Raw genomic sequence first — 23,492 nt, forward strand, 5'->3', positions numbered from 1 at the left:
GGTGTTGCAGTGATTCGATTTTTTGGGTACCAATAGATTGCGAGTAAATCGGGACCCTCTGGAGTGCTTCACCGCCTTCGGGGGGTTTCTTTTTGCGCTACGTCTGCCTCCTTTTTGATTGTTTCTTGCCTGTTTGATCAGGGTTGACCATGGCCAACCCTATAAAGATCAATCACTTAACCGTTTCGGCGTCATGATTTTTCTTTCCACTCCTTGTAGAGGCGCTCAAGCTGCGTCTCCACGAAGTTGATGAACCCTCGCTCCTTTCTGTCGGAAACCTCGATCAAAAGACGCTGGCCTTTGGACCTGAAAGCCACCGAAGTTGCGGGCATTTGTTTGAGGGGGGCAGGAGAGGGGCCCTTGGCGGCGGACTCCGCTGCGTTCTGCTGTGCATCCGCGACCTTCTGCAGCGCATCGATGACAGCGCTGAGCTTCTCGGCCGCAGTGCCTTCTTCAGGAACAAGCAAGAGGACAGACCTGTCGGAAGGGGCGTTTTCCGTTTTGACCAGACGACGCAGTTCCAGCCATGGGCGACGGCCTGCTTCATGCGCGGCGCCAATTTTGTAGATCACTGCGTCGGGCACGTCTCGGGCAACGCCAATCAGCTTGCTTAGCGTTCCCTTGTCGACAGCTAGCACATCGCCGATCTCGGCCCGGGTGAAGCCCTGGTCCTCCAGCTTGGTGGCAAAAATGGCTTGTTCGATGAAGCTGCGCTCTAGGCGCGCAGAGTTTTCCAGGGCCTGCGAGACAAGAGCCTCGCGGTGGTCCATTTCCTTGACATAAGCCTTGACCTTGATTCCAAGCACTCGGCACGCGGCAATTCTGCGGCGTCCGTAAACCACCTCATAGCGAGGGCCAGGTCCGCGGCGATAGCGGAGTAGGGCAGGGAGCTGTTGTCCTGATGTCCTGATGGACTCGATCAGATCATCGAGCCCTTCTGATACGTCAAAACGATCCGCGATTTCAGAATCGCCGATCTCATTGACATCCACGTCCTGGGCCGCCTGTGCCGAGACCTGAGAAAGGACGTCTGACATGCTCTTCAGGGAACGAGGCGAGTTTTCGTCCACCTTCGACCCTGCCTCGGCAGCAATCAAAGGCTTTGAGCCCATTTGTGCTAGGCTCTTGGCAAGAAGATCACGCTTCATTTGTGCCCCCTCGACCCCATGCTGACTGGATCATCTTTTCAATGTCATTTGAAAAGCTCATCACCGACTCTAGGGCTCGCTCATAAGTCTTTCGGTTCTTGGTCGTAGCGAGGTCCACTTCGAAGATTGTCTTCTGCGAAAGGCCGGCCTCGCTAACCGCCGAAGACTTCACGAAGGGCGTCTTGATCACACTGTCGCCTAGCAATTGTCTGAGCCATTCAGACAAGTCCTGCTGCGTGCTGATAGCGGTGTCGAAGCGCGTCAGGAGGTAGGCGAAATTGTCATACGCGCCGATGCCACCGTTCGAGTACAGGACTTCCAACACGCCCGACGCCATCGTCAGGAACTGGCTGGCCGAGGCAAGGTCGACACGCTCAGGGATGATGGTCATGAGAAGCGACGTCGATGCACAGACCGCCGCCATCGTCAGATAGCCAAGCTGAGGCGGGCAGTCGATTAAAACGATGTCATAATCGTCTTCAACCTGTCGTAGCGAGTCGCGGATCCGATTGAAGAAGACGGGTTGTTCGCCACGGCTCAGCGCGGTTGGAGTTTCGGTTTCGAATTCCGAGAGCATGATCCCACCGGGCACTAGATCCAGGTTCGGGAAGTAGGTCTTGCGCAAAACGTCCACGATTGGCACCCGGGACGTTTCGCCATCGTTGTAGCGAATTGCATCATACAGCGTACCGCCGTGGCGGAAGTCGATCTCTGGCTGGTATCCAAAGAAGGTCGTCAGTGAGGCCTGAGGGTCTGCATCCACCAAACACACACGGTATCCACGCAGGGCGAGCCGCATCCCGAGAGTCACGGTGGTCGTAGTTTTGCTGGATCCGCCCTTGAAGTTGACGGTTGACCAGATTTGAAGCTTGTCACCTTGTCGCCGACCGGGAAGGAACTGAAACGGATCCTTTGCATTCTGAGCCAGAATATTGCGGATCTGGAGGATGTTCTCGGCGGAATAAAGGCGCTTGTTACCCGGTCCCTGTTCGACTTCTGGAATTCTGCCGTCGAAATGCGCCTTGCGCAGATAGCCGTCGCTCACCCGCAACAACTCTCCGACTTCTGCACTTGTGAAGGCGCGGAGTGTCTTTTCTTCCTTCGGTGCCAGAAAAAGCTTCGACATATGTTCAAGGGCTTCAGAAAGCCGCTCTGCGTCTGCCTTGAGCTTGTCATGCAGCACTTGGTGCATCATCATTCGCCTGTCTCGAGACATCTCTTAAGCGTTACCCGTGATCTGCAGTCTATCGGTGCCAGCAGGAACGCAGTGGACGTCGTTTTCTTAGTTTTCGCGTTACAGATATGACGCCCGTCGGGAAGAAACTCAAGGCAAATCTTGTGCAGCTATCTTGTGCTTTCTGCCGGCCATGGCACCATATGATGCGAAAAGGCTAAAGTGACCTGTTAAAGGTTGGGTGTAGGGTATTGTAAGGATTACAGAAAATGTTGCGAGACTTATCCACAGGACCCGACGCCCTTGAACCCACGCGTGATGCTTGGAAAATCTTTGACAAGGCTCAGTAACGCTGTAGCAGACCTGACCACGGCAATCGTGTTCGAGTGAGCATCGCAAGCGATTCTTCGTCTGAGCCTGTCAGTAGAATGCCTTTTGGCCTAATGGGCACCGAAAAGCGTTACCTACTACAACAGTCCCAACTTCTTCGCCCGCTCCAAGATCATCTTGACCGATGACGGCTCCCACTTGCTGCGGCCCCTAGGTGTCCGTTCGCGCATGGTCTCTAGCCGGTCGCAGATGCCTTGAAGAGTCATCTTGGGATCTGCGCCTTTGATGCCCGCGACGATGGCGGGCAGGCGATCATCCTTGTCGGATGCGGTGGCACGGGAAAGGATAGTGACTGGCAGCAGGCCTTCGCGAACGAAGGTTTTGGCAGCACGGATCAGGCGGGGCAGGGACCAAGGCTGCGCCTCGCTCGGCAGACCTGAATTGACGATGCGCAGCACGTCTTCCCAAGGCAGGCCCGGCCTCAGACGGCGCACCTCCGGCACCCACTGGTCGGCATTGGCGTTCAGTTTATGGAAATGGCTTTCCACTCGCGCGGCCCTTGCCTTGCGGATTGCCACGGGGTCGCCAGCCTTTAGGCCTGGGTTGCCGCCAACCCGCCCTTCTGCCTTGGCAGATCGCAACCCGGCCTTGGTGCGCTCGCGTATCAAGGCCCGTTCAAACTCGGCGGCTGCGCCCAGAACCTGCAAGGTGAACTTGCCCTGAGGCGACGCCGTGTCGATTGGATCCTGCAAGGACCGGAAATGTGCGCCTTTCGCCTCCAGCCGCTCGATGATTTCCAAGAGGTGAGAAAGCGAGCGGGCAAGGCGGTCGATCCGAACCACGACGAGCGTATCGCCGATGCGCAGCTGATCCAGCACGCGCGCCAGAACTGGCCGCGTGCGACTGCCGCCAGATGCTTGTTCCTCCACGATTTCCACGCAGCCTGCGGAGCGCAGCTCCTGAACTTGGGGCAGGGCGGTTTGGTCTTCGGTGGAAACACGCGCGTATCCGATGAGTGGCACGGGGCAGGGGGCCTCTTTTGCAATTGCGGATGTCAGGAGTAAACGACCGTTTGTAAACGAATGCAAGGGTGCTCTCTATGGCGGTGATCGCAAGAAACCCCTTGGTTCCCATGCACTGAGCGCAACCAGAGCGCTCTCCACGGACGCCGCGCGCGCGTACTATATAAGGAGCAAATGCAGCCCCGCAGAAAACCCTTGGGTAGTTTGCATAATAGGCGTATTTTGCGCATATGAAGCCCTACCACTCTGTTCTGACTGATTTTCCTGACGAAACCCTCGGCGATCCCGAGGCAAGAGAACAGGCGTCCGAAGACGACCTGTGGTTCCTGCCAGGACCGATGGATGAGGAACCTGATTATCTGCTTCCAGGCCCAAGATCTGAACCCAGCGAAACATCAGTCGTTGCGGATTGGGTCCGGGCGGAAGCGGGTTGTGCGGCCCGCCTCGCACGCGTAGCCGGTAGGCTGGGCGCGCTTGACGAGCGTCTGCGCCGCAGCCCATCAGGTTGGCGGCACCGATTGGCTTTGATCGAGGCTGCAGAGCTAAGCTGGTTCGCTGGAGACCGAGTCAGCCCTGACCGTCTTGCGCTTTGGATCGCTCTTCGTCTGTCTGGCGCGCAGGACGACTCTGGAGCACTAGCTCGCGTTGGATGGGCCGTTCGGCGTCTTATTGGGGGCCCGGACCCAGAACTGGGGCTAGCCGATTTTCTCGACCGGCGGGACCCTGAAAACTTAGCCGATGACGCCGAGCATTTCACTGATCGCGCCGATGGCTGGCTCGCTTTGATAGGCGCCGCCAGACATTTGCACCCGATCACTCGGGCTTGTCTGGGCTTCCACCTTTGGGGCCTTGCAGGTCTCGGTCAGCATGGCGACCGGATGGAAGCTGCGGTCACGGCAGGCCGGATTGCTGCGGCCGAAGGGAAGGGTGCTATTTTCGCACCGGTAGCAATGGGTGGGGCAGGTGGGCTTCGTACCGGCGGACCTCCGGCAGAGCGGTTGACCCGATGGCTGGACGGGATGAACAACGCATGCCTCGCAGCGATGCGGCACCTCGACGATCTCGAAATATGGTCCACTCAAGCGGAAACTGTAATGTCCGTATTGTCTGGCCGTACGCCGCCGGCTTTGCGCGCTGTATTGACCGAATGGCCCCTGGTCTCTGCGCCGATGGCCGAGACTTTGATCGGCGCCAGCCGTGCGGCTGTCCAGCGAAACCTGGCTTGGATGGAGGCGCGTGGGCTGATCTGCGAGGTGACTGGCCAAGGTCGCTTCAGGATGTGGCGTGCAGCGGTTTAGCGGCCAGATTGTACCAGAGCCTTTTCTGAGGGTAAGCTTCGATAGTCCAAGTATGCTGGACGCTCTTGTGAGGAGAGATCACGCATCACCGAGCGGCAAACATACAACTGCTTCCAGGCCACCTGCCGCCACATTGCGGAGCACGACTGTACCACCGTGCGCCTGAATGATTGTGCGAGCGATTGCCAGCCTGAGGCCGACGCCGCCGGTATCTCGGCTGCGAGACCCTTCCAACCGCACAAACGGTTTAAAGACCGCTTCAAGCTGTTCTTCTGGCAGTCCCTGGCCTTTGTCCGCGATAGTGATGACGGCCATGGGTCATGGGATGATGGACAACGACTGCCGAGCCTTTTTTCTCCCGCTAACTGGGCAAAGCTCCGGTTAGCGGGAGAAATCCCAACACAGATCAGGAGGCCATGAAGATGAACGGCTACGGTATGGGATTTGGAATGGGCTTCGGCTGGCTCTGGATGATCGTCACCCTTGTGCTGGTCGGCCTCGCGATCGCGGCGCTGGTCAAATACTTGCGCAAATAGTCGAAAGGAAACCTGATGGAATATACGATCAATCGGCTGATCACCGGCGCGGATTTTGACGTCGTCGATGCCCGGACCCGTGCCGCGCTGGCGGACAACGGATTTGGCGTGCTGACAGAGATCGACGTCAAGGCAACGATGAAGAAGAAGCTGAACGTGGATATGCCATCCTACCGCATTCTGGGCGCCTGCAACCCGAAGATGGCACTGGAAGCCATCGGGATGGAGCCGCGCGTCGGTGCCATGCTGCCCTGCAACGTTATCCTGCGCGAGGTCGACGGTGGGGTCGAAGTAAGTGCGATCAATCCGGTGGCGTCAATGCAGGCCATCGAAAACGCCGCGTTGGACAGCGTCGCGGGGCAGGTGCGCGATCTGTTGGCCAAGGCGGTCGCAGGGATCTGATCCGGAGTCCGGCAGCAATCCGCACCGCGGCCTCAGGCACGGAAATCCAGCATTCTGAAACAGGGAGCCTCCTGCATTGGAAACCATGCGGCTGGTCCGCGAAAGGAAAACGGCATGCCCACATCTGTAAACCACGACGGCCCAGCCCCGGCAGACACTGACATGCCTGAAAGCCAAGGCGTTCCAGAAAGTGGCACCGGGCTAACGTCCATCGACCCAGTCTGCGGCATGACCGTCACGTTGAAACCCGACACGCGGACCGAGGCGTTTGGCGGCGAGGACTTCCATTTTTGCTCCGGCAAGTGCCAGACGAAGTTTCAGGCCGATCCGTGGTTCTACGCCTCAGGCCGTGCGGCGGGTCGCAAGAAAGCTGCCCCAGCCAATGTCCAGTATACCTGCCCGATGCACCCCGAGATCATCCGTGATGCGCCCGGCTCGTGTCCGATCTGCGGCATGGCGCTGGAGCCGATGCTACCCTCGGACGAGCCCAGCCATGAGTTAACCGATTTCACCCGCCGCATGTGGATTTCGGCGGCGGCAGCGGTACCGTTGATTGTGTTGACGATGGGCGAGTTCGTGGCTCTGCCGGTGCGCGACTGGATCGGGCATCAGGTGGCCAGTTACCTGGAGTTCGCGCTGGCAACTCCGATCATCCTTTGGGCGGCCCTTCCCTTCTTCAAACGCGGCTGGGATTCGCTGGTGAACCGGTCGCCCAACATGTGGACGCTGATCAGCCTTGGGGTGGCGGCGGCCTACCTCTATTCGCTCGTCGCGACGTTTCTGCCTGGCGTGTTCCCTGAAGTCTACCGGATGGGCCATGGCGTCGGCACATATTTCGAGGCGTCGGTGGTGATAGTGGCACTGGTGTTTTTTGGTCAGGTGCTGGAACTGCAGGCGCATGAACGCACCGGGGATGCAATCCGGGCGCTGCTGGATCTTGCGCCCAAGACCGCGCGGCGCATTTTGCCGGATGGCACCGAATATGATGCGCCTTTGGAAAACATCATGGAGGGCGACCGTCTGCGTGTGCGCCCAGGTGACGCCGTGCCAGTCGACGGCGTGGTGATCGAAGGTCATTCATCCTTGGACGAAAGCATGTTGACCGGCGAGTCGATGCCGGTCGAAAAAGGACCGGGCGATGTGGTGACTGGGGCCACCATCAACAAGAACGGAAGTCTTGTAATCGAGGCTCGCAAGGTTGGTGCAGACACCGTCTTGGCGCAGATCGTGGCCATGGTTTCGAACGCGCGTCGGTCGCGTGCACCAATCCAAGGGTTGGCCGATCGGGTGTCCGCGATCTTTGTACCGACCGTGGTCGGCATCGCAATTCTGGCCTTCTCAGGCTGGATGATCTTTGGCCCCGAGCCGGCCCTGGTCTTTGCCATCGCCTCGGCGGTGTCGGTGCTGATCATCGCCTGCCCTTGTGCATTGGGTCTTGCCACCCCGATCTCGATTACGACGGCGGCTGGACGCGGCGCGCAGGCGGGCGTGCTGATCAAAGACGCTGAGGCGCTGGAGCGGATGGCAGGGGTTGATACGCTGATCGTCGACAAGACTGGCACGCTTACCATGGGCAAGCCCAAGCTCACCGATACGGTAATGCTTGGGGACTTGGCAGTCACAGACCTTTTGTCACTAGCGGCGGCGCTGGAACGTGGGTCCGAACACCCGCTGGCCGAAGCAATTGTCGAGGAGGCTGACGCGAAGGGCGCGTCCCGGCAAGAAGCAGCGGATTTCGAGGCGATCACCGGCAAGGGTGTTCGCGGCAAGGTCACAGGTCGCTCGGTTGCGCTTGGCAACGCGGCCATGATGCAGGAAATGGGCTTGGACATTGCGCGCGCGGAGACACAGGCGGACACTTTGCGCGCCGAAGGCAAGACCGCGATGTTCATCGCTGTCGACGGTATGCTCGCAGGCATCGTCGCTGTCGCAGATCCGATCAAAGAGTCGACCTCACAGGCGATCAAGGAACTGCATGCTCAGGGAATTCGCGTCATCATGGCGACCGGCGACAACGAACGCACGGCGCAAGCGGTAGCGGGCAAGCTCGGCATAGATGAGGTGCGCGCCGGAGTGTTGCCCGAGGCCAAGAAAGACCTGATCGACCAGTTGCGCAGCGAAGGTCACAAGATTGCCATGGCCGGCGACGGCGTGAATGACGCGCCTGCGCTTGCGGCAGCTGATGTGGGCATCGCCATGGGTACAGGAGCTGACGTCGCTATGGAAAGCGCGGGCATCACTCTTCTGGGTGGCGACTTGATGGGCATTGTCCGGGCGCGCAAGCTGGCACGCGCAACCTTACGCAACATCAAGCAGAACCTGTTCTTCGCCTTTGCCTATAACGCACTTGGCGTACCGATCGCAGCCGGACTGCTTTATCCGATTACCGGACTTCTTTTGTCGCCGATGATCGCGGCAGCCGCGATGAGCCTGTCGTCGGTCTCCGTCATCAGCAACGCGCTGCGTCTACGGCGGGTCGATCTGTGAACCACCAAGAATCACGGAAAAAACTAGCAGATCGAACAGGGTTGCCCAGCTCCACCGACCATACTAGCTTTTCGCTTGGACAAATCTGTTAGCGCTACTCTTCGTTCAGCTTCTCCTCATTCAACACGGTCTCTCGGAAACTCTGCGCTATCAGAGCCTGATCGATTCATTGTCGACCCGAGCCACCAGATGACGTGGCTGAACACCTACTTTTCGGCCTCGTGCCGCGTCCAGAACTCCACCAGCAGCATCGTCATCGTCGCAGCCAAGGGACCTAGTATGAAACCCGGAGCTCCAAATAGAAGCAGGCCGCCGATGATCGAAATGAACGCGGGGATGGTATGCAGGCGCAGACGGTTTCCGACGAACATCGGCCGCAAGACGTTGTCGATGCTGCCAACGACGATGCCGCCCCAAGCGGCAAGAATGAGCGCGCGTATCCAGCTTCCGTCCAAAAGAAGCAGGATCGCTGCCGGTATCCAGACGATGAAGGCTCCAAGGACCGGCACGATCGACAAGAGCCCCATTACCAACCCCCAAAGCAGAGGCGTGGGAAGACCGAGCACCCAGAACATAAGACCGCCCAAGGTGCCTTGAACCGCAGCGACAGCAAGTGTGCCGTAAACCGTCGCGTGAACCGTTTCCGCGACCCGGCGGAACACTTGTTCGATCTCGGGTGGTGTCAGCGGCAGCCATGTCTTGATCACCGTCTTGGCAGCCAGCCTGTCGCGCAGAAAATAGAATAGGAGGTAGAAGGTGATGAACACCTCGACCACTTGCAGGAACGACCCTTTGACGAAAACCGCCCCGAGATTGCTGAGCCAGGTCGCAATTGCCGACATCATCGACGGCAAATCGAACTGGCGGTCAATCCAGTCGCCAAAGGGTGCAAGGGCAGGATACCGGTCGAGCAGGGCCTGAAGCTCGCCGCCCTCGACGCGCGCCTGTAGTGACTGGATACCGGATGTGGCTTCCGTGATGAGGCGTTCGACCACGAAGGCCGCGGGAACGACCACGACGACGATAACAATTGCTGTCGACAGCAAAGCGGCGATGTTCGGATGCCTGACGTGCTTTTCGACCGCTCCGTGTAGGGGCGCGAATAGGATTGCCAGCGTCAGCGCCCAGGTGATGGCACCCAAGAAAGGCCAGGCGATAAGTGCGCAGAGGAGGATGCCGGCAACACTGGCGACTGCCAGAGCCAGGCGTCCGAAACGGCTACTGTGGGGTGATCTGGGGGCTGGTTTCATCGGTTCAACGCACAACCAGATCCAGCAAAAGCAACCCGATGCTGGAGACAAGGCCAGCAACGGGCACCCACGCCGGACAAACAAAGACTTGCACCGGCGGAGCGGTTTCCAGGGACTTGATCCGGATCAGGGTGATGTTGATGACCGCGAATATCACAAGAGTGAAACGGGCCGTCAGATCCGCCAACCCGGTCAGCGGGACTGCAAGCGCCAGTGCGAGGATCGCTGAAACGCCGATCGCGGTGGCCAGCAGCGGCGTGCCGGTTCTGGCGCTCAGATGCGTCAGAACCTGGGGAAGATTGCCTTGGTTTGCCAGCCCGTAAAGCACCCGAGAGATCATGATGACATGCACGATGATGCCGTTCAGTGTCGCTATGACGGCGATCAGGCTCATGGTTTTCAGCGACATCCCCGTCAGCCGTTCGAACACCAGTGCCAAGGGGGCGCTGGAGGTGGCAAGCTCAGCCGGTGGAACTGCGACGACAGCGACCCAGACCACCAGCGCATAGACGAGCGCTGTCAACCCAAGCGTCAGGAAAAGCGCCCATGGCAGGGTGCGCGAAGGGTTCTTCATCTCTTCGGCGACATTGACCAGATGCTCGAAGCCGATGAAAGCAAACACCGCGATCAGCGTCGTTCCTGAAAGCCCGACCCAAGCGGCGACGTCGCTGGGTGCCAGCAGGATTTCCGGCAGGCGGGTCACGACCCCGCTGCCTGTCCCAAACCCGGCAGCGATGATCAGCACAAGCCCGCCAAGCTCGATCAGCGTCATGATGCCTGCAAGGGTGACGGACTGGCGCGTGGAAAGACAGGCGACCAGCCCCATCGACAGCACGACAAGCGTGATGATCCACGAAGGCGGCAGATCGACAAACACACCCAGATAGCCCGCGCTGCCAACGCTGATCGTGGCCGCCGAGATTGTCGCAGTCAGCACGACCAGCAAGCCCATCGTCAGGCTGAGCCAAGGCCGGTTGAACGCCTTCTCGACATAGGCAGCTTCGCTGGCGCTGACGGGCATGCGTGTTCCGAGTTCGGCAAAGGACGCCGCGCTGAAAGACATGACCAAGGCTGCAAAAATAAAAGCCAGCGGCGCATGCATGCCGCTTCGCCCCGCAGCAATTCCAACCAGCACATAGATGCCTGCACCGATCGTCACGCCGAGCCCATAGAGCACGGCGAGCAAAAGCGTCAGTGAGCGTTTTAGCCTTTGGGGTGGGGCAGACTCTGACAATATGTTTTCCTGTCAACGATTGGTCGATGATAGCCCCACACCGGACCGGTCGAGTTGATGCAGGTTGCGGTCTCTCACACGCCTGTCGCGCGCATCGAGCCAATTTTGCCGACGGTGATGGTTAGGTGATCCACGTCAATACGCTCACAACACGGGCGGTCTATGCATTGATCCTGGACAAAGACCCGTTCGATTTAGATGGAGACCGCACTGTTTCTTGACCCCCCCATGCTGAACCTCGTTAGTGCCGTCGGACTCGGGGCTCTGATCGGCGCGGAAAGAGAGCGGCGCAAGGGGATTGGTCCGGCGCGGTCCCCGGCCGGCATCCGGACATTCACCATCACCTCGATTTCAGGGGCTGTCGCATTCGCCCTCGGGGGCGTAGGGCTGCTTGCCGTCGTGACCGGCAGTGTTGCGGTCATGGTCGCCGTATCCTATTGGCGCGCCCAGGATCAGGACCCGGGTCTGACCACGGAAATTGCTCTGGTCCTGACGGCCCTGCTGGGTGGCATGTGCATGGAAGCGCCCCAGACTGCTGCCGCAATCGCCGTGGCAGTGACGGTGCTTCTCTACGCGAAGTCCTGGCTGCACAACCTTGTCACCAGTGTCATCTCGAAAGACGAACTGGACGACGCGCTGATCTTTGCTGCGGCGACGCTTGTCGTTTTGCCTTTGGTACCGAACCGCCAGATGGGGCCATACTTGTCGCTCAATCCACACTCGATCTGGATCGTGATCGTGTTGGTCATGGCCATCAGTGCGGCGGGCTATGTCGCGGTGCGCCTGTTCGGTGCCCGGTTTGGATTGCCGCTCGCGGGGGCCATTTCCGGCTTCATTTCCAGCACGGCAACGATCGGCGCGATGGGATCGCGGGCCAAGAAATCCAAAGACCTTCTGGCGGCCTGTGTCGCTGGTGCCGTGTTGTCGACCGTCGCCACGATTGCACAGATGGCACTTGTCGTTGCGGCGACCAGCACGCCCACCATGTTCAGCTTGTCCGGGCCGCTGCTTCTTGCCGGGGGGGCTGCGATGGCCTACGGAGCGGTCTTCTCGCTTATGGTCGCGCGCAATGCGGGAAGTTATGCGACGCAGACCGGCGGCGTTTTCAGCCTGAAGACGGCGCTTGCCTTCGGCGTGATCCTTGCGGTCATCCTGGTGATCTCCGCCGGTCTGCAAGAGCGGTTCGGCGGCGCGGGCGTGCTGCTCGCAGCGGTGGTTGCGGGACTGGTCGACACTCATGCGGCGGCCATTTCGGTGGCAACACTTGTGGCATCAGGCAAGGTCGCGCCGCAGGATGCTGTCGTTCCGATCCTTGCGGCGCTCACGTCCAACACGCTGTCCAAGATCATCATGGCCGTGACCAGTGGCGGATGGGCATTTGCCCTTCGGGTCGTGCCCGGTCTGGTCTTTGTCGCGCTGGCGGCCTGGGTCGGCACGTTTGCAGCACTGCTCTGGAACTGATCCGAGAGGCAGGCTTCGCAAATGCCAAATCCCGTTTTCCGGCCACGCTACTCAGGCTTCAGCATGCGCATCAGCAAACCGTCCTTGCGCCAGAACTGGTGATACAGCGAAGCGGCGACATGCAAGGCGATGAGTCCGATGAACACAGGCTTGGCATAAGTGTGCCATTCGCCATAGGGATCGCCGTAATAGTAGCCAAGCAGACCGGTAACAGGCACGACGATGAGCAGCGCGTAAAACAACCAGTGCGAAACCTTTCCTGCCATTTCGATGGCACTACTTGTTTGTGGTGGCGGCGGTGGCGCACCATTCTTGAGGCGTAGGACCAGCCGGACTGCGACCAGCGCAAGGATTGCAATGCCGAAGTAGTAGTGCATGTCGGCAAGGTTGCCCGTCAGCGCGGAGATGGACTCCCCTTCCTCGGCCGCTTCAATGGCCTCGGTCATGCTTTCTCCGAAGATGAGCTGCGCGAAAACTAGCAACGCGATCACCCAGTGCAGGCCGATCTGATAGATTGTGTAGCCTCGGACGCTGCCGATCTGGTCTCTTGTCATGGTCATGGCATTTTCCTTTGCATCATCTTGGAGAGTTGCATGAAGCAAGAGGGATGGCATTGATCGACATCAGTCGCTGTTGGGATGGCACCAAAGAGCGTTCTGTAAGGGTTTGGGCCGCGCTCATGCCGCTACGCCAAAGACCCACCCGACTGCGGCCGCCGCGGCCATGGCAAGGGCACCCCAGAACGTCACATGGTCGGCTCCCCTACGAGGCCCGACCCTTCGGCCGTGGCGCCGAGCCTGCCAGGCACCATCAACCCGACCAGGCTCGTCGCCCGACAAAAGCCGATTTCTGCGCGGCAGCTGCCACCGACGCCACCAACAACGTGGCCGCAAAGGTCATCGCCGAGACCACTGTTGCATGGATCGGCGGGGCGTTACCTTCGCCGTTATGCCAAGGACGTCCCGTGCAAGAGCCGCCAGCGAGTCTTTCCGCGTCAACTGGACCTTAACCTACCGGGTCAGACGTTCATTCAGCCCGCGCCCGACATAAATGCGGGTCAGCTCGTCCAAATCCATATCAAGAGCATCTTTCAGCTCCGTCGTCTCGCGCGCAGGTTCGGCCCCCACTGTTAGACAGCGACACGGTCAAAAGGCATCTGGGCGTGAGTAGTTTCCGACCCTTCCGCCTGTTGAGGCTGATGTTAGAGTTAAGGTTGATGCAACCTTGGGGTGCAGCCTCCAGTCAACCGGTCGAACGTCACGGCCCTACAAACAATGTCAGGGGTGTTCTGCCATGAACAAGTCCGTCAGCTCGTCTTCGGTCAGCACGCTCTTTAACCCCTTGTCGGCAGGCGCGTTGACGCTTGCCAATCGCATCGTAATGGCACCACTGACCCGCAACCGGGCGGGGGCGGGCTTGGTTCCTGGCCCCTTTGCGGCAGAGTATTACTCCCAACGCGCCACGGCCGGGCTGATCATTGCAGAGGCGACGCAGATTTCTGCACAAGCCCAAGGCTATGCTGACACACCGGGGTGTTACACGGATGAACAGGTCGCTGGATGGAAGAAAGTGACCGACGCCGTTCACGGCAAGGGCGGCACAATAGTCGTGCAGCTTTGGCACACGGGCCGCGTCTCGCATACCAGTTTCCAGCAAGATGGCGCGGCACCTGTCGCGCCGTCTGCCATTCGCGCCAATACCAAGACATTTGTTGCCGGGCAGGGGTTTGTGGATGTCTCGACGCCGAGAGCACTCGATCTGGCTGAGATCCCGGGCATCATCGCGGATTTTCGCTATGCCTCCAAACGTGCCATTGAGGCTGGGTTTGATGGCGTGGAGTTGCATGGTGCACACGGATATTTGCTGGATGCGTTCCTGCGAGATGGTACGAACCACCGGACAGACCGCTACGGCGGATCGGTCGAAAACCGCGCGCGGCTTTTGACCGAGGTGACAGCGGCCTGTGCTGCCGAAATCGGAGCGGATCGTCTTGGCGTTCGCATTTCGCCCGTATCGACAGCCGGAGATTCCAAAGACAGTCAGCCACAGGCGCTGTTCAATCGTGTGGTGGACGATCTTAATCCCATCGGCCTAGCCTACCTGCATGTCGTTGAAGGTGACACAGGCGGCGCGCGGGACAATATTGCCTTTGATTACGAAGCCTTGCACGCCCGGTTTGACGGCGTGTGGATGGTGAACAATGGTTACACTCGTCAGATGTCGATGGATGCTGTGTCACATGGCCGTGCCGATCTGGTGTCGTTCGGGCGGTTGTTCATGGCCAACCCCGATCTCGTCCGCCGACTGACCGAAAGCGCCCCGCTGAACGCACTGATGGCTCCGGATACGTTCTATGGCGGCGGCGCGCATGGCTATACGGACTACCCCTTTCTGGATCTCCTACGCGCCGATGCTTTGACGGTCGCGCCGATCGGGGTCTGACTACCATTCGCGCACCCTCGTTCGGTCCTGCCGAAAGGGATTCCGCAGCAAGGAAATTGGCTTTGGCGAATTTGGACGACCCTTACCAGACACTTGGCGTCGCGCGCTCTGCCACGCCTGATGACATCCGCCGCGCTTATCGCAAGCTGGCCAAGCAGCACCACCCGGATCTCAACCCAGGCAACTTGAAGTCCGAGGAGGCTTTCAAGAAGGTCTCCGCGGCCAACGAATTGTTGTCAGATCCTGACAAGCGCGCCCGCTTTGATCGCGGCGAAATCGACGCTGGTGGGCAAGAGCAGGCGCAGGGGCCATCTTACCGCAACTATGCCGATAACGCGGCGGGCCGACGCTACAGTCGTGGCGGGCCAGAGGCGACCGAATGGAGTGCCGAGGATCTTGAGGGCATGTTCGGCTCGATGTTCGGGACGGGACGTCCGCGTGGTGATGGCCGCATTCGCGGGCAGGACGAGCATTACAGCCTGACGACGGATTTTCTGGATGCAATCAACGGCGCTGTCCGGCGGCTAACATTGCCGGATGGTCGGACCCTTGATGTCAAAATCCCTGTGGGCACGACGGAGCGCCAAGTGCTGCGCCTGCGCGGCCAAGGGGGCGCGGGGCAGGGCGGGGGACCATCCGGCGACGCGCTGATCACGGTTCAGGTCAACCCGCACACTCATTTTGAACGCAGCGGCAACGACATCCGCTTGATCCTACCGATCACCATTTCTGAGGCCGTGCTCGGAGGGCCGGTGCAGGTGCCGACGCCGCAAGGGCCGGTCAAGATGCAGATCCCACCCCATTCTGACAGCGGGACTGAACTGCGGTTGCGAGGGCGCGGGGTTGCCGCGCATGGTGGGCACGCTGCGGGCAACCTCTACGCCAAGCTCAGCGTTGTGATCGGCACTCCGGATGCCGCGTTGGAGGAGTTCCTCACGCAATGGAAGCCGCAGGTGCCGGCAAATCCCAGAAAATCCATGGAGGAAAGGCAATGATCAGCATTGAAATTCTGATCGCGCAAAACTCTGGTCTGGACCGGCGGGATCTAGAGCGCTGGATTTTGAATGACTGGGTCAGGCCTGGGCGACAATCAGGGGTGTTCGTATTTCAGGAGATTGATGTTGCGCGGGTGAAGTTGATCCGGGAACTTCGCCAAGATATGGACATCGACGAGGAGGCGCTGCCGGTCATTCTGTCTTTGGTTGATCAGCTTTACGAAATGCGGCGCCGTTATCATGCGCTTGGCGATGCGATCGCGGAGACAGCGCCGGATGATCTTCAGCGCAAACTCGCGGCGCACCTGGTGATGCGCGCACGCGGCGGATTGCACTGAAACCCCGGCAAAATTGGCCGGTGGCATTCCTGTGTGAGTAGATTCCGTCCCTACCTGTCATGCACCCACCTCAATAAGCTGCGGGTGAAGGTGGACTGCGAGAGCAATCACTGGTTTGCAACTTCGTCAGCCGACTGCCGGGCGCGCACAGCCATCCCAAAGGACTGCCCAATCCCATGACCAGCAAATCCCAGGGAGTGGACAGAACATGGGGGTCATGCGGGGCGTTTTCTGTTTGCGACGGTCAGCCGACCATCGAGAACTGCGGCCCTTGTGACGGCTACTCGGTGAGCCCCTTTGGGCGACCAACGCATCCTTCTGCGCTTTCCCATGCGGGCATTGGCAATGTCATCAACTGATCCTTCGGCACGAGAAGACGAGATGGGCAGCCCGTTACGGTACCGTCGGCCATAGTCGACAAGGGCTTCCATGTTGTTCGCGAGATAGGTGTACAGTGTCTCGCAGCGGGCCTGCACACGAGCGGCAGCGGTGCGGACAGCCAGAGGTTCTTCCCCGAGGCCGACGCAATCATGCATCAGCGCCTTCAGATATGTTTCCGCCACCCGTGCTCTGCCATGCCAAAGCCGCCAACGGAGGCTTTTCGCGGGGCGCTGGAACAGCACTGGAACTCCAGTGAACCCCGGTGTCTGGACCAGACCCTGAACGGCGGCCTCGATATGTTGAATGCGCATCGAGATGTGCCACCAGTCGAGGATATGTTTCACCTGACCGTCGCCACCCACGGCATTCCGTATGAGGTTCGGGAGAGCAAGCTCGCCATCAGAGATTACCGTCAACAGACGGCCTGGCTTCCATCCATAGTCGGACAGCTCTTCTCGCATGCGGCTGCTTGGCGATGCCGTCGCATTGGCGACCAAGCCAAATCGTCGGCACATATTGCGACTTTCAATCTTGCCGACCACAAGATCCAGGTGTCGCTGCTGATACTCCGGTCGACAGCGGATATGCGCACCGTCCAGAAAAACCGTCAAACCACCTTTGGGCGGGGCTTCAACGGGATCGCCTGATGCCCTTCGACTTTTCTCGAGCCCAGTGGCTACTCTTCCCAACCGGTCACGCACCGTGGTGTGATGGGGCGGATGGCAGGGGAGGAAGCTTTTCATCAGCCGCGCCGCTTCGCGAAAGGTATGCCGGGAACCAAGGTCCGCATGTAGCCGTTGCAGCTCCGGGGTAGCCCGGTCTGGAAAGAAATAGGCCAGCGGAGAAATAGGTCCACCGGGCATCGCCGCTGACCTGGCATCACACGAACAGCGGCGCATGCGCGCGGCTTTGACCCGAACCCGCCCAAAGAGCGTGTCGAGATCGCGCGTGCGATAGTCATGAATGGCACGAACCGAGGCGCAATCCGGGCATACGCGGCTTTCTCGAATGATCTCATCGACCTGATCGTAAAGGATTACCCTCTGGATCTGTTCGAGGATCCTTTTCCCATCCTCGAGGCGCAGCCCGATCCCGTCTGGGCAGGTCACCCGGTATGGTCGAGAAATGCCGTCAAGCTGATGAGTGCGCTTCTCCCCGTTGTCGAAGGTCGTTTCGATTGTAATCCGTACGTCCATGGCAGCCCCCCATACAAAGAGCTTACCTTAGCACAGGCCAGATCACCGACGACGACCCCCATGTTCTGTCCACTCCCGCTGGTCCCGCGATTTCACCGGCACGAAACGCATGTCAGGGCGCCCAACCGCTTCGCAGATCGCCGCAGCATCAGCAGCATCGTTCTTCTGCCGCTTCAGATAGGCCTTCACATATTTTGGTGGCATCAGCCGGACTTCATGGCCAAGCGCAGCTATTTCTCGGGCCCAGTAGTGCGCAGTGGCGCATGCTTCCATGCCGACAAGGCAAGGTTCAAGCTTTCCAAAGAAGGCCAAAACCTGGGACCTGCGCAGCTTGCGCGATATGAGCTGCCTTTCGGCGGGGCAGACGCCATGGACGTGGAACACGTTTTTTGCGATGTCGATTCCGATCCTCGCGATCATTCTCTCAGCCTCCTGGTTGGACAGGCCTGCTGCAATTTTTACGATTTCGCGCCGTCTGCGGCGCGCGCCCACTTCCCTGAAGCAGCCCCCGTCAGCGCGGCAGCGCAGGGACGGAGATGGTCAGCACCATCACCGGCCGCGCCACGAACCCCACCATCTGCGGCGCCGGACCCACCGCTTATAGGGTGGGTACTCGTTTCGATCGAGCAGGACCGCGAGGCATTCTCGCACGGTGCTCGCCTCCTCCGGTTCGAGGACAGGAGCGAGCCTTAGGTCGCAATAGCTTGCAACCCTGTGCGGGATCAGGGACGAACGAGTTGATTTCATTGCCTGTCTTCCGATAGTCGCGGGGCGGCTGAGCTAGCGGAAGTATCGGCGCAACGGAAGAGCGTCGCTGCATCTTCTGATTGCGGGTTCAGTGAGAGCAATCAGGCTCTAGCGTAGTGCTGCGTCGTTGCAGATCGTACTCTGTCGTAGAATATCGTGCAAAATCGTAGAAATGGTTGCGGGGGCGCGCAACCTACGAGACCGACACTCGATCCAAGCGGCCATCTGACCGACCGTATATAGCCGCCTGAAAGCACCTGAGGCGTCCGATCAATCGTGTTGAAATCTCCGCACGAAACGCGGAAATCCCAACATAACTTATACAGGATCGCAGTTGGCAAGCTGACTTGGATAGTGGTCTAGATGGGACGCCAGCCGAATACCCCATCTGAACAACCAGGCAGCATTGCGTTCATCAGGGCGGATTGCAGCATCTGTCGCTGATCCGCCTCGGGGATAGCCAGCAAATCCGCAGGCCCGAAAATCGCACGATGGGTCACGAAACCGCTGAGAAGGCTAAGCGCGAAATGCGCCCGTCCCGGATCCGCATGGCCAAACGCCCTGCTTAGAGGCAGGGCTAGTGACGTGCCAAAGAATTGCGCAATGATCGCCCGCGCCTCGCTGCAGAGGCTGGACTGTGTCAGTAAATGAAGCGGCCTGACATCTTCTACCTTGCGCGGATCACGCAGGAAGGCCAGATCGCAGATCCGGTTGATCATGGTCGCGCCATCGGGGTCCCCTGCGGCGATGTCATCGAGGGGCGCAAGCGCCAGCAAGGCCTGACGGAATATCTCGGCCTTCGACCCGAAGGCGCGATGGACATAGGCCACATCGACCCCAGCCGCGGCGGCGATGTCGCGCAGGCTGGTGTCGGAATAGGGCATCCGCGCGAAAAGCAGCATCGCCGATGCAAGAATGCGTTCTTTCCCGGTTGCCTGCCCCGGCATGCGGTCGGTCGAGTTGGCTGAGTTGAGCGTCCTTGGCATGGGTGGCTTGTGTTCGTCCGGTGGCTTCGACGCGAAGAAACTGAAAATGCTGCCCCGGAGCAGAGGTGCGGCAAGGTGCAGCCCAGACCTGGTCGTGTTGTTTAGCTGGTTTTTCAACAGCAAACAACCAGCAGCCGCTTTTGCGCGACAATACAGGTTTTTACCCTGTCATCGAGCGTTGACAACAGGGGAGCGTAGGGCGAAAACCGCATCGGGACATGCGCGAAGCATCCATCAGCACAGCAATCAGAGGCAGATCATGGCAAAGCCCGGCAGAAACACCATTATTCTGGGCGGCCTGGCCGTTGTCGCCGTGCTTGGCTGGCTGGCCTGGGACCGGCTGCAACCCGCCGGTCTGCCGGCGGGTTTTGCCAGCGCCAATGGCCGGATCGAGGCGACCGAGGTGGATATCGCGGCGCTCACCGGCGGCCGAATCGCCGAAATCACCGCTGCCGAAGGTGACATGGTCAGCGCAGGCGATGTGCTGGTGCAGATGGACGTGGTGCAGCTGAACGCACAAAAACGTCAGGCCGAAGCGCAGCTTGCCCGCGCCGAAATCGGCGTCGAGACAGCAAGGGCGCTGGTCGCTCAGGCCGAGGCACAAGAGCGCGCGGCCCGGGCCGCGGTTGATCAGGCAGGCTCGGTTGCCGATGCCGCGTCGCGCAGGCTTGAACGCTCTGAGCAGCTTGCAAAGACCAGTGCGATCTCACAGCAGGTGCTGGATGATGACCGCGCCCGGGACGCCCAGGCCCGCGCCGGTGTGGCCTCGGCCGAAGCCAGCCATGCGGCAGCGCTGGCGGGGGTCAGCAGCGCGCAGGCGCAGGTGGTCGATGCAAGTGCGGCCGTCGAGGCGGCAAAGGCGTCGATTGATGCGATCCAGGCCTCTCTGGACGACGCCACGCTGAAAGCGCCGCGCACGGGCCGGATCCAGTATCGCATCGCACAAGAGGGCGAGATTGTCGGCTCTGGCGGGCGGATCCTCAGCCTTGTCGATCTGGGCGATGTCTATATGACGGTTTTTCTGCCGACATCGCAGGTCGGCCGGGTGCAGGTCGGATCAGAGGTGCGCCTTGTCATGGATGCGGCGCGGGAATTCGTGATCCCGGCCACGGTTTCCTATGTTGCCGATGTGGCGCAGTTCACGCCAAAGACGGTCGAGACCGCCGATGAGCGCGAAAAGCTGATGTTCCGCGTCCGTGCCCGCATCGACCCCGAGCTGCTGTCGCGGCATATCGAATATGTCAAAACCGGCCTGCCGGGCATGGCCTATCTGCGGCTTGATCCGGATGCCGCCTGGCCTGACTTTCTTTCCAATGTCGTGAAATGACCGGCTCAGTTGCCGGGGTCTCCGGCCTGACGCTGCGCTATGGCAAGGTCACGGCGCTTGACAATGTGACGCTGGAGATCCCTGAGGGGCGCATGGTCGGGCTGATCGGGCCAGACGGGGTCGGAAAGTCCAGCCTTCTGTCGCTGCTGGCCGGGGCACGTGTGATCCAGCAGGGCAAGGTCGAGGTTCTGGGCGGCGATATGCGCGATGTGGCGCATCGCAACCGCGTCTGCCCCCGCACCGCCTATATGCCGCAGGGTCTGGGCAAGAACCTCTACCCGACGCTTTCGGTCGAAGAGAACCTTGATTTCTTCGGCTCGCTTTTCGGTCATGACAAGGCCGAACGCGAGCGGCGGATCACCGATCTGCTGGCTGCGACCGGCATGACGCCGTTCCGGTCGCGCCCGGCGTCAAAGCTGTCGGGCGGCATGAAGCAAAAGCTGGGTCTGTGCTGCGCGCTGATCCATGATCCCGATTTCCTGATTCTTGACGAGCCGACCACCGGCGTCGATCCGCTGTCGCGCCGCCAGTTCTGGGATCTGATCGACCGCATCCGCGCGACACGGCCGGGGATGAGCGTGATCACCGCCACCGCCTATATGGAAGAGGCCGCGCGCTTCGACTGGCTGGTTGCGATGAATGCGGGCCGGGTGCTGGCCACCGGCACCACCAACGATCTGCTGTCGCGGACCGGGGCCGACACGCTTGATGCAGCCTTCATCGCGCTTTTGCCCGAAGAAGACCGGGGCGAAGACAGTGCCGTGGTGATCCCGCCGCGGACCACCGATGACAGCGATATCGCCATCGAGGCCGAGGGGCTGACGCAGCGCTTTGGCGATTTCGTGGCGGTCGACAATGTTTCCTTCCGCATCCCCAGGGGTGAGATTTTCGGCTTTCTGGGTTCGAACGGCTGCGGCAAGACGACGACGATGAAGATGCTCACCGGGCTTCTGGAGCCGAGTGAGGGCCGGGCAAAGCTTTTCGGCCATGAGGTCGATGCAAGCGATCTGTCGGTGCGCCGCCGGGTCGGGTTCATGTCGCAGGCCTTCTCGCTCTATTCCGAGCTGACGGTGCGTCAGAACCTTGATCTGCACGCGCGGCTTTTCGATATGGCGGCCGAGAAGATCCCCGCCAGGGTTGACGAGATGATCGCCCGGTTCGATCTGGGCGACGTGACCGACAGCCTGCCCGAGGCGTTGCCGCTGGGTATCCGCCAGCGGCTTTCGCTGGCGGTGGCGATGATCCATGCGCCCGAGATCCTGATCCTTGACGAGCCGACCTCGGGGGTGGACCCGGTGGCGCGCAACGGCTTCTGGCGTATTCTGGCGGAACTTTCGCGCAAGGATGGCGTGACGATCTTTGTCTCGACCCATTTCATGAACGAGGCGGAATGGTGCGACCGCATCAGCCTGATGCATGCGGGCAAGGTGCTGGTCTCGGACACCGCCGAGGGGATCACGAAAGCCAAAGGTTGCGCCACGCTGGAAGACGCGTTCATCGCCTATCTTGAAGAGGCGATTGGCGAGACGGCACCCGCCCCCGCCGCTGCGCCCGAGGCCGCGCCCGAGGCCCCCGCAGCCGGGGTGACCCATCACGCGCAGCAATCCGGCTTCAGCCTGCGGCGACTGCTTAGCTATTCGCAGCTGGAAAGCCTGCAATTGCAGCGCGATCCGATCCGGCTGACCATGGCGTTGGTCGGCAGCCTTCTTCTGATGATCGTGGTGGGGCTGGGCATCAACATGGATGTCGAGGATCTGACCTTCGCCGCCCTTGACCGCGACCAGACCACCACCAGCCGCAATTATATCGCCGATATTGCGGGATCGCGCTATTTCATCGAACAGCCGGCCCTGACAAGTTACGACGAGATCGACGCAAGAATGCGCTCGGGCGAGCTGGCGCTGGCGATCGAGATCCCGCCCGGCTTTGCCGCCGATATCGCGGCAGGCAGGGATGTGCAGGTCGGGGCCTGGTTCGACGGCGCCAACCCCAGCCGCGCCAATACGGTGCAGGGCTATGTGCAGGGCATGCATGCCGACTGGATCACACGTCAGGCGCGTCAGCTTTACGGTGACAAGGCGAGCGGCGGCAGTTTCGAACTGGTGACCCGATACCGCTACAACCCCGACGTGCGCAGCCTGAATGCGATGGTCCCGGCGATCATCCCGCTGCTTTTGCTGATGATCCCGGCGATCCTGACCACGCTTTCGGTCGCGCGTGAACGCGAACTGGGCTCGATCATCAATTTCTACGTCACGCCGGTGACGCGGCTGGAATTTCTGCTTGGCAAACAGCTGCCCTATATCGCGCTGGCCATGCTGAATTTCTTCCTGATGATGGCCATGGCGGTCACATTCTTCGCAGTGCCCTTCAACGGCAGTTTTCTGGGCTTTACCCTTTCGGCGCTGATCTATGTCACCGCGACCACGGCGCTTGGTTTTCTGGTGTCGGTCTTCATCGCAAGTCAGGTCGCGGCGCTGTTCGCGACCGCCATGCTGACGATGATCCCGGCGGTCAGCTATTCGGGTTTGATCTACCCGGTCTCTTCGCTGTCGGGTTTTGGCCGGGTTCTGGGCGAGATCTACCCCTCGACCTGGTTTATCACCGCCGCGCGGGGGGCTTTCTCCAAGGCCTTCGGAATGGCGGAACTGGCCGGGCCGATGCTGGCCATGGGCATCGCCATTCCGGTGATTATCGGGCTGGCGGCGGCCTTCCTGGAAAAACAGGCGAAGTGAGGG

Annotated in this window: 18 protein-coding genes and 1 pseudogene; 9 read left to right on the plus strand and 10 right to left on the minus strand. The window is 60.3% G+C overall.

Annotation, left to right across the window (positions count from 1 at the left end; genetic code table 11):
• Positions 1 to 191: 191 nt before the first annotated feature.
• The 3 genes from repB to D2N39_RS19200 all read right to left on the minus strand — a co-directional run bounded on the left by repB (position 192) and on the right by D2N39_RS19200 (position 3,674).
• Complete coding sequence (repB, locus tag D2N39_RS19190) at positions 192 to 1,148, minus strand: plasmid partitioning protein RepB (protein WP_119136410.1); 957 nt, start codon at positions 1,146 to 1,148, stop codon at positions 192 to 194.
• Positions 1,138 to 2,346: a plasmid partitioning protein RepA gene (gene repA, locus D2N39_RS19195; RefSeq protein ID WP_008030564.1), complete on the minus strand. Its 1,209-nt coding sequence runs from the start codon at positions 2,344 to 2,346 to the stop codon at positions 1,138 to 1,140. The genes repB and repA overlap by 11 nt, the downstream gene beginning before the upstream one ends.
• Positions 2,347 to 2,789: 443 nt before the next feature.
• The gene (locus D2N39_RS19200) at positions 2,790 to 3,674 is read right to left on the minus strand and encodes a recombinase family protein (RefSeq protein ID WP_119136411.1); all 885 of its coding nucleotides are present in this window, start codon (positions 3,672 to 3,674) and stop codon (positions 2,790 to 2,792) included.
• 230 nt (positions 3,675 to 3,904) lie between these two features.
• Here D2N39_RS19200 and D2N39_RS23430 point away from each other — a divergent pair, with 230 nt between their 5' ends.
• The gene (locus tag D2N39_RS23430) at positions 3,905 to 4,972 is read left to right on the plus strand and encodes a hypothetical protein (RefSeq protein WP_407645603.1); all 1,068 of its coding nucleotides are present in this window, start codon (positions 3,905 to 3,907) and stop codon (positions 4,970 to 4,972) included.
• A gap of 78 nt (positions 4,973 to 5,050) precedes the next feature.
• Here the strand turns inward: D2N39_RS23430 and D2N39_RS19210 are convergent, their stop codons facing one another.
• A complete protein-coding gene (locus D2N39_RS19210) occupies positions 5,051 to 5,287 on the minus strand; it encodes an ATP-binding protein (protein WP_233557288.1) in 237 nt (78 codons plus the stop codon).
• 236 nt (positions 5,288 to 5,523) lie between these two features.
• Here D2N39_RS19210 and D2N39_RS19215 point away from each other — a divergent pair, with 236 nt between their 5' ends.
• Together D2N39_RS19215 and D2N39_RS19220 are read left to right on the plus strand one after the other, a co-directional pair.
• Positions 5,524 to 5,910: a DUF302 domain-containing protein gene (locus D2N39_RS19215; protein ID WP_119136412.1), complete on the plus strand. Its 387-nt coding sequence runs from the start codon at positions 5,524 to 5,526 to the stop codon at positions 5,908 to 5,910.
• Positions 5,911 to 6,072: 162 nt separating this feature from the next.
• Positions 6,073 to 8,397 (plus strand): heavy metal translocating P-type ATPase, encoded by a 2,325-nt coding sequence (locus tag D2N39_RS19220; protein WP_119136413.1) that lies wholly within the window; start codon positions 6,073 to 6,075, stop codon positions 8,395 to 8,397.
• 206 nt (positions 8,398 to 8,603) lie between these two features.
• On the opposite strand, the gene D2N39_RS19225 is transcribed toward D2N39_RS19220, so the two are convergent.
• Entirely contained in the window at positions 8,604 to 9,647 is a 1,044-nt protein-coding gene (locus D2N39_RS19225) for an AI-2E family transporter (protein WP_119136414.1), read from the minus strand.
• Between the two features lie 4 nt (positions 9,648 to 9,651).
• Positions 9,652 to 10,824 (minus strand): APC family permease, encoded by a 1,173-nt coding sequence (locus tag D2N39_RS19230; RefSeq protein ID WP_267899589.1) that lies wholly within the window; start codon positions 10,822 to 10,824, stop codon positions 9,652 to 9,654.
• Positions 10,825 to 11,079: 255 nt separating this feature from the next.
• On the opposite strand from D2N39_RS19230, the gene D2N39_RS19235 reads away from it, so the two are divergent.
• On the plus strand, positions 11,080 to 12,342 hold the full coding sequence (locus D2N39_RS19235; protein ID WP_119136416.1) for an MgtC/SapB family protein: 1,263 nt from the start codon (positions 11,080 to 11,082) through the stop codon (positions 12,340 to 12,342).
• 47 nt (positions 12,343 to 12,389) lie between these two features.
• Here the strand turns inward: D2N39_RS19235 and D2N39_RS19240 are convergent, their stop codons facing one another.
• Positions 12,390 to 12,902 (minus strand): cytochrome b, encoded by a 513-nt coding sequence (locus D2N39_RS19240; RefSeq protein WP_199725311.1) that lies wholly within the window; start codon positions 12,900 to 12,902, stop codon positions 12,390 to 12,392.
• 733 nt (positions 12,903 to 13,635) lie between these two features.
• Here D2N39_RS19240 and D2N39_RS19245 point away from each other — a divergent pair.
• The 3 genes from D2N39_RS19245 to D2N39_RS19255 all read left to right on the plus strand — a co-directional run bounded on the left by D2N39_RS19245 (position 13,636) and on the right by D2N39_RS19255 (position 16,117).
• Positions 13,636 to 14,784, plus strand: a complete 1,149-nt coding sequence (locus D2N39_RS19245; RefSeq protein WP_119136417.1) for an alkene reductase — start codon at positions 13,636 to 13,638, stop codon at positions 14,782 to 14,784.
• Positions 14,785 to 14,846: 62 nt separating this feature from the next.
• Entirely contained in the window at positions 14,847 to 15,779 is a 933-nt protein-coding gene (locus tag D2N39_RS19250; RefSeq protein WP_233557290.1) for a DnaJ C-terminal domain-containing protein, read from the plus strand.
• Positions 15,776 to 16,117: a chaperone modulator CbpM gene (locus D2N39_RS19255; RefSeq protein WP_119136418.1), complete on the plus strand. Its 342-nt coding sequence runs from the start codon at positions 15,776 to 15,778 to the stop codon at positions 16,115 to 16,117. Before D2N39_RS19250 ends, D2N39_RS19255 begins: the two co-directional genes overlap by 4 nt.
• A 215-nt stretch (positions 16,118 to 16,332) precedes the next feature.
• On the opposite strand, the gene D2N39_RS19260 is transcribed toward D2N39_RS19255, so the two are convergent.
• From D2N39_RS19260 to D2N39_RS19270, 3 genes and pseudogenes are all read right to left on the minus strand, one after another.
• The gene (locus D2N39_RS19260; protein ID WP_082896229.1) at positions 16,333 to 17,694 is read right to left on the minus strand and encodes an ISKra4 family transposase; all 1,362 of its coding nucleotides are present in this window, start codon (positions 17,692 to 17,694) and stop codon (positions 16,333 to 16,335) included.
• A 75-nt stretch (positions 17,695 to 17,769) separates the two neighbouring features.
• Positions 17,770 to 18,114: pseudogene (locus D2N39_RS19265) on the minus strand (IS110 family transposase); the annotation flags it as partial.
• A 686-nt stretch (positions 18,115 to 18,800) separates the two neighbouring features.
• Positions 18,801 to 19,427 carry a TetR/AcrR family transcriptional regulator gene (locus D2N39_RS19270; protein ID WP_119136419.1) on the minus strand — a complete coding sequence of 209 codons (627 nt, stop codon included), beginning with the start codon at positions 19,425 to 19,427 and terminating at the stop codon, positions 18,801 to 18,803.
• A 259-nt stretch (positions 19,428 to 19,686) separates the two neighbouring features.
• Here D2N39_RS19270 and D2N39_RS19275 point away from each other — a divergent pair, with 259 nt between their 5' ends.
• Together D2N39_RS19275 and rbbA are read left to right on the plus strand one after the other, a co-directional pair.
• A complete protein-coding gene (locus tag D2N39_RS19275; protein ID WP_035745651.1) occupies positions 19,687 to 20,754 on the plus strand; it encodes an HlyD family secretion protein in 1,068 nt (355 codons plus the stop codon).
• Positions 20,751 to 23,489: a ribosome-associated ATPase/putative transporter RbbA gene (gene rbbA, locus D2N39_RS19280; RefSeq protein ID WP_036707940.1), complete on the plus strand. Its 2,739-nt coding sequence runs from the start codon at positions 20,751 to 20,753 to the stop codon at positions 23,487 to 23,489. The genes D2N39_RS19275 and rbbA overlap by 4 nt, the downstream gene beginning before the upstream one ends.
• The last annotated feature ends 3 nt before the right edge of the window (positions 23,490 to 23,492 follow it).

The sequence above is a fragment of the Gemmobacter lutimaris genome, assembly GCF_003570715.1.
In the GTDB taxonomy this organism is placed as follows: Bacteria; Pseudomonadota; Alphaproteobacteria; order Rhodobacterales; family Rhodobacteraceae; genus Gemmobacter; species Gemmobacter lutimaris.